Origin of the sequence: Streptomyces boncukensis, from assembly GCF_011045075.1 — a bacterium.
Classification (GTDB): Bacteria; Actinomycetota; Actinomycetes; order Streptomycetales; family Streptomycetaceae; genus Streptomyces; species Streptomyces boncukensis.
Genome location: NZ_JAAKZZ010000218.1, coordinates 1 through 11755 on the forward strand (window position 1 = coordinate 1; position 11755 = coordinate 11755).

Sequence of the window (11755 nt, forward strand, 5' to 3'; positions counted from 1 at the left end):
GCGGCGGTCACGTTCGGGCGGGGCGGGGTCCCCATGCCGTCGCCGATGAAGAACCCGGTGTGCGGGGGCTGGTTGTAGGCGGTGTTCTGCCAGGCCAGGCCCGTGCGGTACATCGGGTCGTGCAGCAGGGTGGTGATCCGCCGGTCCGTGGGGTGCGGCGTGGAGTAGATCCGCAGCGCGGAGTCGTCGGCGGTGGGCAGGACCAGCTCCTCGCGCCAGTCGCCGAGGATGTCCCCGGAGAGCGAGGGGGTGGCCTTGGTGCCGTTGTTGGAGCGGGTGCCCTGGGTGGTCAGCAGCCGCCCCTGGCCGTACTTGTCGATGTGCGTGTCGTCCAGCAGTTCGCGCACGGGGTCGCCGTCCCACCAGGACAGGAAGTTGATGCTGGAGGGCTTGGCGCCGACCGGGTCGCCGTCGGCGTTCCGCATCGAGCCGTCGCGCGCCGACCACATCTCCGGGCCCGGGTTGCCGGCCCAGATGTCGGCGGCCACGCCGCGCCCGTTGTCGCCGCCCGGGGCCGTCTCCCAGAGCCGCTGCCCGTTCCCCGGGTCGAGGTAGAGCGACCCGGGCTGGCCGGAGGACTCGGACACCTTGAAGTACTCCAGGCCGTCCCGGCGCGGGTCGAGGTCGCCGATGTGCTGCGCGTCGCCGTGCCCGGTGCGTGCCGTCCACAGCCCGGAGCCGTCGTCGTCCACCACCATCGAGCCGAAGACGACCTCGTCCCTGCCGTCCTGGTCGGCGTCCGCGATCGACAGGCTGTGCGAGCCCTGGCCGGCGTAGCCGCTGTGGTCGTTGCTGTCGAACACCCAGCGCCGGGTGAGCTCGCTGCCGTCGAAGTCCCAGGCGGCGACGACCGAGCGGGTGTACATGCCGCGCGACATGATCAGCGAGGGCCGCTGCCCGTCCAGATAGGCGGTGCCCGCCAGGAACCGGTCCACGCGGTTGCCGTAGTCGTCGCCCCAGTCCCCGACGTTGCCCCGCGCCGGGACGTAGTCGACGGTGTCCACGGCGGCGCCGTTCCGCCCGTCGAACACCGTGAGGAACTCCGGGCCCCGCAGCACGTAGCCGCCGCTGTTGCGGTGGTCGGCGTTCGCGTCCCCGATGACCTGGCCCGCGCCGTCCCGGGTGCCGTCGGCCGTCTTCATGGCGACCTCGGCCCGGCCGTCGCCGTTGTAGTCGTACACCTGGAACTGGGTGTAGTGCGCGCCCGAGCGGATGTTGCGGCCCAGGTCGATACGCCAGAGCCGGTCGCCGCCCAGGGTGTAGCCGTCGACGACGGTGTTGCCGGTGACGCCGGACTGCGCGTTGTCCTTGGCGTTGGTCGGCTGCCACTTCAGGACGAGGTCCAGCTCGCCGTCGCCGTCCAGGTCGCCGACGGAGGCGTCGTTGGCCTGGTACGTGTAGCCGCTGCCGCCCTGCGGCTTGCTGATCGGCACCTCCAGCGAGCCGCCGGGCCCGGTGAGCGGCCGCGCCGTCGCCCGGTCCCCCTCCTCGCCGCCCGCCACCGCCGCGACGGTGTACGCCGCGCCCGGCCCGGCGCCCTCGTCCAGATAGCTGGTCGCGCCGGTGAGCGGCTGGTCGTTGAGCCGCGTTCCGTCGCGGTAGACGTTGAAGGCCACGTCGTCCGGGTCGGTGCCCAGCCAGCGCCAGCTGACCAGGTTGCCGTCGCCGCCGGGCACGCTGACGGCGCCCCGGCCGAGCGGCTCCACCTGCGCGGCGGTGCTCGCGGCGGCGTCGGGCTCCGCCGCGCCCGCGATCGCGGTGACCCCTCCCGCGACGACGACGCCCGCGAGCGCCGCGGCGGCCAGGGCGCGTACGCGTCTCGGGCGCCGGGGCTGTCCTCGGGCGCCGCTGGATCCACGGTGCTGACGTAACACGGGTTCTCCTCGGTGTGTGGGGGGGTGTGTCGCGGGGACGTCGCCACGGTGCGCGGAAAGGTTGCCCGGCGTCCCCCGCCCGCTACGGTCGGTATGTGAAGGCCATCCGACGGTTCTCCGTCCGCCCCGTCCTCCCCGCACCGCTCCGCCCGCTGAGCGAGCTGGCCGGAAATCTCCGCTGGTCCTGGCACCCCGAGACGCGCGAGCTGTTCCGCGCCGTCGACCCGGAGCGCTGGCGCGCCTGCGGCGGCGACCCGGTGCGGCTGCTGAGCACCGTGCCCCGCGAGCGGCTGGACCGGCTCGCGGACGACCGCGGCTTTCTGCGCCGCCTCACCGTCGCCGCCGGGGACCTGCGGGACTATCTGAGCGAGCCCCGCTGGTATCAGCGCGCGGACACCGGCCCGGACTGCGGCCCGGACGCCGGACTGCTGCCCGCGGCCGTGGCGTACTTCTCGCCCGAGTTCGGCATCACCGGAGCGCTGCCGCAGTACTCCGGCGGCCTCGGCATCCTCGCCGGGGACCACCTCAAGACCGCCAGCGACCTCGGCGTCCCGCTGATCGGCGTCGGGCTGCTCTACCGGCACGGCTACTTCCGGCAGACCCTCGGGCCGGACGGCTGGCAGCAGGAGCACTACCCCGTCTTCGACCCGAACGAGCAGCCGCTGCACCGGCTCCGCGAGCCCGACGGGGCGCCGGTGCGGATCGAGCTGCGGCTCCCCGCCGGGCGCCTGCTGCGCGCGTACGTGTGGCGGGCGTGCGTCGGACGCGTCCCGCTGCTGCTGCTCGACTCCGACGTGGAGGACAACGCCCGCCGCGAGCGCGACGTCACCGACCGGCTGTACGGCGGGGGCAGCGAGCACCGGCTGCTCCAGGAGATGCTGCTCGGCATCGGCGGCGTCCGCGCGGTGCGCGCGTACTGCCGGATCGGCGCACACCCGCAGCCGGAGGTGTTCCACACCAACGAGGGGCACGCGGGCTTCCTCGGCCTGGAGCGGGTCCGCGAGCTGTGCGGGCCCAGCGGAAGCGGCCTCGGCTTCGACGCCGCGCTGGAGACGGTCCGCGCCGGAACCGTCTTCACCACCCACACCCCCGTCCCCGCCGGGATCGACCGCTTCGACCGGGAGCTGGTGGCCCGGCACTTCGGGGACGACGGGGAGCTGCCCGGAGTCGCCGTCGAGGAGGTGCTGCGACTGGGCGCGGAGAGCCACCCCGGCGGCGAGCCGGACCTGTTCAACATGGCCGTGATGGGCCTGCGGCTGGCGCAGCGCGCCAACGGCGTCAGCACCCTGCACGGCGCGGTCAGCCGGGAGATGTTCGCCCCGCTGTGGCCCGGCTTCGACGCGGCCGAGGTCCCCATCGGCTCCGTCACCAACGGCGTCCACGCGCCCACCTGGACGGCCCCGTCCCTCCCGGACGACGTGCGCGGCATGAAGGACACCGAGCTGTGGGACCTGCGCCGGGGCCTGCGCGAGCGCCTCGTCCAGGAGGTGCGCGCCCGGCTGTTCGCCTCCTGGCGGCAGCGCGGCGCGGCAGGCGCCGAACTCGGCTGGGTCGATGAGGTGTTCGACCCGGCGGTGCTGACCATCGGCTTCGCCCGCCGCGTCCCCGCGTACAAGCGGCTCACCCTGATGCTGCGGGACCGCGACCGGCTGTTCGACCTGCTGCTGCACCCCACCCGCCCGGTGCAGATCGTCGTCGCGGGCAAGGCACACCCGGCCGACGACGGCGGCAAGCGCCTTGTCCGGGAGCTGGTCCGCTTCTCGGACGACCCCCGGATCCGCCACCGCCTCGTCTTCCTGCCCGACTACGGCATGGAGATGGCCCGCAGGCTCTACGCGGGCTGCGACGTCTGGCTCAACAACCCGCTGCGCCCCCTGGAAGCCTGCGGCACCAGCGGCATGAAGGCGGCCCTCAACGGCTGCCTCAACCTCTCCGTCCTGGACGGCTGGTGGGAGGAGTGGTACGAGCCCGACTTCGGCTGGGCCGTCCCCAGCGCGGACGGCGCCGCCGCCGACGACACCGACCGCCGCGACACCATCGAGGCCGCCGCCCTCTACGACCTGATCGAGGACCAGGTCGCGCCCTGCTTCTACGACCGCGACGGCTCCGGCGTCCCGGTCCGCTGGGTCGGGATGGTCCGCCAGACCCTCACCCGCCTCGGCCCCCGGGTGCTGGCCGACCGGATGCTGCGCGAGTACGTCGAGCGGCTCTACGCCCCGGCAGCGCGCGCCCAGCGCGCCCTCGTCCCGGACGCGGCCCGGGAACTGGCCGCCTGGAAGGCGCGGGTACGCGCCGCCTGGCCCGGCGTCGCCGTCGACCACGTCGAGACGGCGGGCGCCGCCTGTAGCGGCGAGGAGCCGGAGGTCGGCTCCTCGCTGACCCTGCGCGCCCGCGTCGGACTCGGCGGCCTGACGCCCGAGGACGTCGAGGTCCAGGCCGTGGCCGGCAGCGTGGACGAGTCGGACGGCATCGCGGGCGAGCCCCGCCGCTCCCCGCTGCGCCCCGTGGAGGGCCCCGGCCCGGACGGCCGCTGGCTCTTCGAGGGCCCGCTGGTCCTCGACCGCACCGGCGCCTTCGGCTACACGGTCCGGGTCCTCCCCGCCCACCCCCGGCTGACGAGCGGCGCCGAACTGGGCCTGGTCGCCGTCCCGCCCCAGGACGGCGACCAGGAGGGCGGGGTGCTGATGCGGTAGCGGTCAGTCCACCTCCTCGGTGGACTCGGACGAACTGCTCTGGGAGATCCCCGCCTCGACCAGCTTCCCTGCCACCTCGCGCCGGTCGCCGGGGAGGGGAACAACGCCGCGCATGGGGCCTTCCATGCGGGATTCCATGCCGGGAAGCCTGTTGTCCCGCCGTGTTCCCTGTCTGCCCGCCACGGCCTCGGAGGTGCTCGTGGGGTTCGCGACGAGCGTGCCGATCCAGTCCGTGGGGATGTTCCTGCCGGTCATGGCCTTCCACACCTCGCCCGCGAAGCTCGTGCAGTTGTACAGGGCGAGGTGGTAGTCGGCCAGGACCTTCTCATGGGCGACCTGGTATCCGTCGAAGACCTGCGACAGCGGGACGTTCGCCGACTCGCGGTTGGTGAACCGCCTGTGCGGGTCGGGGCACACGACGCCGCCGTCGACCCCCGTGAGCGTTCGCCAGTCCCCGTGCGGGTAGAAGCCGAAGGAGACCTGCGCCCCCTCCGATCCGTTGACCTCGATCCAGGTGTGACCGGGCCGCTCCCGACGGAGGTCCGCCTCCTCCACCTTGAGCGTGACCTTCAGCTTCTTTCCGGCGCCGCCGACGCGTCGTTCTTCCATGAGCAGGTTGCGCAGCGGTCCCAGGAGAGTGTTCCCGGGGAGTTCGGGAAGGGACGACTCGGCCGGAGCGGCCGGCGCGGCGCTCGCCGTGCCCGGCGCGGCGGCCGCGCGGTCGCTGTCCGGAACGAAGGCGGGCATCGGCTGCGCGTCGGGATCCAGATTCCGGATCCGGCGTAGGCCCCGTGGCTCCAGGCTCTCCGTCGCCTGCACGAGGTCGCCGATGTCCCCGAGCCCCGCCATCCCCTGTTGCATGCGGTGGTGAAGCTCCTCCCGCTCCCGGGAGCTGTCGGAGTCCCGGCCGTGGTCCGACCCGGAGGACGAGGCGTCGGCCTCGTAGCCCCCGCGGCCCCGGGGCGGGCTCTCCACGCGCTGCACCACCCCGGCAGGCCCCGGGGCGGCGCCCGCACCGTCCCGCGCCAGCCGCTGTACCAGCGCGGCGTTGCCCGCCGCGCTCTGCAGGGCACTGACCTGCTGCGGCGTCAGCGGGGCGCCCGAGGCCAGCGCCCTTTGGGCCACCGGCTGCGCGAGCGCGGCCGGGGTCCCCCTCGGCGGCCTCGCCTGACGGGCTCCCGACTCCTCGCCGTGCGCATCCCGCCGTCTGCTCATATCTCTTCCCCCGATCGCGACGTCAACGAGCTGGCGACCTGTGTACGGCCCGCGCCCCTTACAGGGGGATGAGCGCGGGGGCAGAACAGGGGAACCTTCGGGCAGGGGTGCTGGACCTACAGATACAGCTGGGCGCCACAGACGGCGCAGTACGTCTTCCCGTCGCTGTGCCGCTCCACGACCGGGTGCGTACAGGGCCCGCCCTGCTGCACCGGCGTCACCATCTCCGGGTCCGTGGTCCACTCCCGGCCCCCGCCCCGGGGCCGGAGATACACCGTGTACGGGGAAGCCCCGCGCGTGACCGGGTCCGCGTACGACTCCACCGCCATCAGCACGCCGACGCGCCCGCTCGCCCTGTCGCGCACGAGAGTGCCGACGACGGCCGCGGGGAAATCTGGTTGGCCGTTGAACATTACGTCCGCCTCCAGTAAGCCCAACTGCCCCCGGGGAATGGGGCATCGTGCTGAAAAGCATCCGCGCGTACCGATACCGTCACCAGGGGTAACCGACTTACCCGCCGGTGCGGTAAGAGAGGGAAGTGGTCCATATGACCCGGGACATCGACCCCACGGCATCCATGGCAGCGCTGTACGGCTCCTGCCTGCGGCGCCTGCGGCTCACCGCCGGACTCACCCAGCAGGCGCTGGGCAACCTGGTGTACGTCGTGGACTCGCGGATCAACCAGCTCGAACGCGGCACCGGCGCCAAGCCGACGCTGCCGCTTACGCGAAAGCTGGACGGGGTGCTGAACGGTGACGGCATTCTGATCGAGCTGCTCCCGCATGTGCTGCGGGAGACGTTCCCGAACTGGTCCAGGCGTTTCATGGAACTTTCGGAGAAGGCGACCGTGATTCGGACCTATGCCGCGCACCTGGTGCCCGGCTGGCTCCAGACGGAGGACTACGCGCGTGAGGTGCTGCGCGTGGGGCGCACGCTGGAGAGCGCCATCCAACTGGAGGAGCGAGTGGATGCACGCATGAGTCGACAGGAGCGGCTGAATAGGCCGGATGGGCCGGAGCTGTGGGCGATCCTTGACGAGTCGGTGCTGTGGCGCGCGATCGGGGACGAAGACAAGGTGATGCGCGATCAGTTGGAGCATCTGCTGACCATGGCCGCGCATCCGCGGGTGACGATCCAGGTGCTGCCGTTCCGCAACGGGATGCACCAGGCACTGGGTGGCTCGCGCACGCTGCTAACCCTGCCGGACGGCAAGGAAGTGGCGTACACCGAAGGGGCCGACCACGGCTGGCTCGTGGAAGAACGGGAGGACGTCGGGCCGTTCGCGGTGTCATACGATCGGCTCAGGGCACTCGCCCTGCCCCCGCGCCAGTCGGTGCGGATGATCCGATCGGTCCTGGAGGACAGTTACTGTGATCCGCGCATCCCGTCCCGGGCTCGACGCCGTTGTGTGGCGCAAGTCCAGCTACAGCAACAAGGAGGGCGGCGACTGCGTCGAGGTCGCTGACGCGGCCTGGCGCAAGTCCAGCTACAGCAACCAGGAAGGCGGGGAATGCGTCGAGGTAGCCGACAACATCCCCGGCGTCGTCCCCGTCCGTGACAGCAAGGACCCGCAGGGGCCCGTGCTCGCCTTCTCCGCGCCCGGCTGGGCCGGGTTCGTGAGAGCCGTGCGGGAAGGACGGCTCTCCGCCGGCTGATCACCGTGGCGTGAGGGCGTCGAGCGAGGTGCAGCCGTACCCCTCGGCGGTCAGCGCCTCGATGAGACGGGGGAGCGCCGTGACGTCGACGGTGGAGGGGTCGGCCTCGCTGGTGCTGCCCACGTGCATGAGGACGATGGCGCCGGGGGTGAGCGCCTCCAGGACGCGGTCGATCACGGTCCGGGTGGTGACGCCCTCGGCGGCGCCCTTCCAGCCCAGGGTGTCCACGGTCCAGCGGACGCAGACGAACCCCTCGTCGTTCACCTCGGTGACGCACTCCCGCGTGCGCTCCCCGTAGGGGAAGCGGAACAGCGGTTCCGGGCGGCGCCCGGTGGCCGCCGTGATGCTCCGGTCGGCTGCGCGGATTTCGCGCAGCCGCTGGTGCGGGGTGAGTTCGGGGAACTCGGGGTGGGTCATGGAGTGGTTGCCCAGCGGGTGCCTGCGGGCGATGCGGCGGGCGGTCGCGGTGTAGTCCAGGGCGAAGCGGCCGGTCATGAAGAACGTGGCCGGGACCGCGTACGTGTCGAGCGTGGCCAGTACGTCCTCGGCGCCGTCCGGGCTGCCGCCGCAGTCGAAGGTCAGGGCTACCTTGCGCTCCGTGACGGGCAGCGTGGTGATGTCCTGGCCCGCGAGGGTGCCGGTGACGGGCGGTCGGCCCGCGAAGGGCGGCGCGTCGTCGGGCCCCCGGTTCAGGGCCAGCGCCTGGCGGCTCGCCAGGCCCCCGGCTGCGGCCGTGGCACCGGCGGCGAGGGCCGCCAGCCGCAGCAGTGAGCGCCGGTCGGGTTGCTCTGGCAGGGGCACTTTCGTTTCCTTCCTCTGTGTGGAGGGGGGCCGGGCAGGGGCTGCCCCTTGCGGCTTCGTCGCAGAGTGCGGGTGCTCGGTGGTTGCTCGCGCAGTTCCCCGCGCCCCTGACGGGGCACGAATGGTGCGCCCCGAAGGGGCGCGGGGAACTGCGCGCCGAGCCGCAGACCACCCGCACTCTGCGACGCACCGCAAGGGGCAGCCCCTGCCCAGCGCCGCCCGCCGGACAGCGCGCCTACAGCTTCTGGGCGACGCCGTGCACGATGGTCTCCAGGTTCTCCAACTGGTTGTTCGCGGTGTCGACGGTCTGCGCCAGCAGACCGCCCCCACCGCCGCCCGGACCGTGGTCCACGGCCTGGGCCGGTACGGCCGCGGCTCCGGTCAGCAGGAGCGCGGCAACGGCGGTAGTCGCCAGACGGCGCATGGAGCATCCCTTCTGTCGGGGTGAGATGACTTTCGGGTGATCTCACCGGAGATCGCCGAGCAGTGGCTGCCCGTACCGGACCGGCGCCATGCGGCGGTCACTCGAACGAGGGGGTGAGGGTCGTGAACGTGTACCCGGCGCCGAGGAGTTGGGGAAGGTACTGGTCGAGCGCCTCGACTGTCTGGCTGCGGTCGCCTCCCCCGTCGTGGTGCAGGACGATCGGCGCGGTGTCGGCGCCGGACATCACCGCGTGCACGATGCCGTCGACGCCCGGCCGGGCCCAGTCGCGGGTGTCCACGGCCCAGGAGACCGGAGTCAGCCCCAGCTCCTCGCACACCGCCAGTGAGGACGGGGCGAAGTGGCCGCCCGGGGCGCGGAAGAAGGCCGGGGTCAGGCCCGTGATGGCGGTGACGGCGTCCTGGGTGCGCCGGATCTCGTCGCGCACCGCGCGCGCGGGGAGACGGTCGAGGTTGGGGTGGGACCAGGTGTGGTTGCCCAGCGTGTGCCCGTGGTCCCGCACCATGCGCAGGGTGCCCGGGTGCAGCGCGGACTCGGAGCCCAGGACGAAGAAGGCCGCCGGTACCCGGTAGCGGGCGAGCACCGCGAGAACCCGGGGGGTGAACCGGGGGCTCGGGCCGTCGTCGAAGGTCAGCGCCAGGGACTTCGACCCGGGGGAGACGTGCCGGACGAGCCGGGGCCCGGTCGCGGACGCGGTGCCGGGGGCGGCCAGTGGTGGCAGCAGCGCGCCGCAGGCCGCGGCCAGCACACGGCGGCGGGGCGGATGTTCACGGTCGTGGTTCGGCCTCATGGCTCAAGCCTGGCGCCGGGACCGCGCCCCGGAACCACTCGATCGGGTGCCGCGTGGCCAACGCCCGTTGTCACGGCGGACGTCGGGGATACCGTCCCGGCGTGATCACGTCACCGGCACGGCCCCGAAAGCTGCGCTCCCTCCTGAACGTCACGGTGGCCCTGGCAGCCGTGGCGGCCGTCCTCGGAGCCGCGCCCCGCGCGGCCGCCGCAGAGCCGCCCCCCGCCGCGCACCGTGCCGCCGCCGTACGGCCCTTCGCGGGCGAACCGCCGCGCGCCCTCTACGGTTCCGAGAACCGCACGATGCCCACCCGGCGGCGGGTGGTCGCGCTGACCTTCAACGCGGCCTGGAACACGGAGGGCATCCCCTCGGTCCTCGGCACGCTGCGCCGCCGCGGCGCCCCGGCGACCTTCTTCCTGACCGGTGACTTCGCCGTACGCCACCCCGGGGCGGCCCGGGGCCTCGCCGAGGCCGGGCACGGCATCGGCAATCACTCCTACAGCCACCCGTACTTCGCACGGCTGCGGCCGGCGCAGCGCGCGGCGGAGGTCCTCGCCGCCGACACCGCGCTGCGCACGGCCGCCGGTACGGAGCCGCTGCCGTTCTTCCGCTTCCCGTACGGCGAGACCACCCCCCGGCAGATCGCCGAGGTCAACGCGCTCGGGTTCGCCGATATCGAGTTCACCACCGACACCAACGGCTACCTCGGCAGGGAGGGCGGCATGACGGTGCGCGAGGCCGTGCGCCGCGCGGTGGCGGCGCTGCGGCCCGGAGCTGTCATCCAGATGCACGTGGGGACGGCAGCGGGCCAGGGCGCCGTTCTCGACGCCCTGGCCCTGCCGCGCATCATCGATGCCGTCCGCGCCCGCGGCTACGAGATCACCGACCTCCGTTCGCTGCTGCGCGGGGCGCGGTGATCCTCAGGTCCGCTGCCAGAGCGCGGGGGCGTTGGGCGGCTCCCAGCCCGGCAGGGCGGTGTGCGACTGGAGGCACCGGTAGGTGACGCCGTCGTAGGTGACCTCGTCACCGGCCTGGTACGAGGTGCCCGAGGCCCAGGTGCCCTGGTCCGGCGGGTCGCCGGGGTCGCCGGGGCGGTCGCCGACGTTCACCGCGGCCCAGGCGTGCGCGACGCCCTCCCACTCGGCGCTGTCCTTGCCGTAGAGCTGCTCGGCGGCCCACAGCGTGGACTCCCGGGCGCGGGAGAAGGACTCGTTCGCGGACATCTTCTCGGCCAGCGCCTTGAACCAGATCAGCTCGGCCTTGTCACGGCCGATTCCGGTCACCGGTTCGTTGTCGTACGTGGGGCTGTCGTAGCGCTTGCCGTTGATCTCCTTCACGCCGCTGCCCTCGGACAGCAGGTAGAAGAAGTGGTTGGCGATGCCGGAGGAGTAGTGCACGTCGCGGTTGCCCGCGCCCGGCTGCCAGTTGTCCAGGGAGTTGCCGTCCCGGCTGGGCCGGTCCATATAGCGCAGCGGGGTGCCGTTGCCCCGGATGTCGATCTTCTCGCCGACCTCGTAGTCCGGGACGTCCTCGGGGTTGTCGGCGTGGAACTCGACGGCCGCGGCGAAGATGTCGGAGGTGGCCTCGTTCAGGCCGCCGGACTCGCCGGAGTACACCAGCCGGGCGGTGGCCGAGGTGACGCCGTGGGTCATCTCGTGGGCCGCGACGTCGATCGAGGTGAGCGGCTTCTGGTTGCCCTGCCCGTCGCCGTACGTCATGCAGAAGCAGGAGTCCTGCCAGAAGGCGTTGACGTAGTTGTTGCCGTAGTGCACGCGGGAGGTCGCGCCGACGCCGTCGCCGCGGATGCCCCGGCGGTTGTGCACGTCCTCGTAGTAGTCCCAGGTGACGGCCGCGCCGTAGTGCGCGTCGACGCCGGCGGTCTGGCGGTTGGAGGGGCTGCCGTTGCCCCACTCGTCATCGTCGTCGGTGATCAGGGTGCCCTGGCCGCCGGTGCTGCCTCGCAGGTCGTAGGTGCGGTGGTTGCCGCGCTGGGAGTCCTCCAGGCGGTAGTTGCCCGAGGAGCCGGTGGTGTCGATGTCGACGGTGCCGCTGTACTGGCTGTGCCCGGTGCCGCCCATGACACCCTGGTACTCGTATAGCTTCTTGCCGCTCTTCGCGTCGGTGATGACGTGCAGCTCGTTGGGCGTGCCGTCCTTCTGGGTGCCGCCGACGACCTTCTCCCAGGCGAGGACGGGCTTGCCCTGGGCGGCCCAGACGACCTTGCGGGGCGCCTTGCTGCCCTTGGCCTTCGGGGTGGCGGGCCGGTGGGCGGCCGGGGCGGTGGT

Annotated in this window: 11 protein-coding genes; 4 read left to right on the forward strand and 7 right to left on the reverse strand. The window is 72.9% G+C overall.

Going from position 1 to position 11755, the window contains the following annotated elements:
• Window positions 1–1874: rhamnogalacturonan lyase family protein (locus G5C65_RS20320; RefSeq protein ID WP_165300314.1), on the reverse strand; the 1874-nt coding region annotated here is incomplete at its 3' end.
• Between the two features lie 95 nt (window positions 1875–1969).
• Between G5C65_RS20320 and glgP the strand changes: the two genes are divergently transcribed.
• Window positions 1970–4567, forward strand: coding sequence for an alpha-glucan family phosphorylase (gene glgP, locus G5C65_RS20325; RefSeq protein WP_165300315.1), 2598 nt, complete (start codon window positions 1970–1972; stop codon window positions 4565–4567).
• 3 nt (window positions 4568–4570) lie between these two features.
• Here the strand turns inward: glgP and G5C65_RS20330 are convergent, their stop codons facing one another.
• Entirely contained in the window at window positions 4571–5782 is a 1212-nt protein-coding gene (locus tag G5C65_RS20330; protein ID WP_165300316.1) for a hypothetical protein, read from the reverse strand.
• Between the two features lie 116 nt (window positions 5783–5898).
• On the reverse strand, window positions 5899–6195 hold the full coding sequence (locus tag G5C65_RS20335) for a hypothetical protein (RefSeq protein WP_165300317.1): 297 nt from the start codon (window positions 6193–6195) through the stop codon (window positions 5899–5901).
• 134 nt (window positions 6196–6329) lie between these two features.
• Between G5C65_RS20335 and G5C65_RS20340 the strand changes: the two genes are divergently transcribed.
• Window positions 6330–7247, forward strand: a complete 918-nt coding sequence (locus G5C65_RS20340; RefSeq protein WP_241265929.1) for a helix-turn-helix domain-containing protein — start codon at window positions 6330–6332, stop codon at window positions 7245–7247.
• On the forward strand, window positions 7189–7437 hold the full coding sequence (locus G5C65_RS20345; RefSeq protein WP_338146544.1) for a DUF397 domain-containing protein: 249 nt from the start codon (window positions 7189–7191) through the stop codon (window positions 7435–7437). The genes G5C65_RS20340 and G5C65_RS20345 overlap by 59 nt, the downstream gene beginning before the upstream one ends.
• Here the strand turns inward: G5C65_RS20345 and G5C65_RS20350 are convergent, their stop codons facing one another.
• The 3 genes from G5C65_RS20350 to G5C65_RS20360 all read right to left on the reverse strand — a co-directional run bounded on the left by G5C65_RS20350 (window position 7438) and on the right by G5C65_RS20360 (window position 9470).
• On the reverse strand, window positions 7438–8238 hold the full coding sequence (locus G5C65_RS20350) for a polysaccharide deacetylase family protein (protein WP_165300319.1): 801 nt from the start codon (window positions 8236–8238) through the stop codon (window positions 7438–7440). It lies immediately after the preceding gene.
• Window positions 8239–8473: 235 nt separating this feature from the next.
• On the reverse strand, window positions 8474–8662 hold the full coding sequence (locus G5C65_RS20355) for a hypothetical protein (RefSeq protein ID WP_165300320.1): 189 nt from the start codon (window positions 8660–8662) through the stop codon (window positions 8474–8476).
• A gap of 97 nt (window positions 8663–8759) precedes the next feature.
• The gene (locus G5C65_RS20360) at window positions 8760–9470 is read right to left on the reverse strand and encodes a polysaccharide deacetylase family protein (RefSeq protein WP_165300321.1); all 711 of its coding nucleotides are present in this window, start codon (window positions 9468–9470) and stop codon (window positions 8760–8762) included.
• 101 nt (window positions 9471–9571) lie between these two features.
• Between G5C65_RS20360 and G5C65_RS20365 the strand changes: the two genes are divergently transcribed.
• Entirely contained in the window at window positions 9572–10387 is an 816-nt protein-coding gene (locus G5C65_RS20365; protein ID WP_338146546.1) for a polysaccharide deacetylase family protein, read from the forward strand.
• 3 nt (window positions 10388–10390) lie between these two features.
• Here G5C65_RS20365 and G5C65_RS20370 read toward each other — a convergent pair.
• Window positions 10391–11755: M4 family metallopeptidase (locus G5C65_RS20370; protein WP_206442052.1), on the reverse strand; the 1365-nt coding region annotated here is incomplete at its 5' end.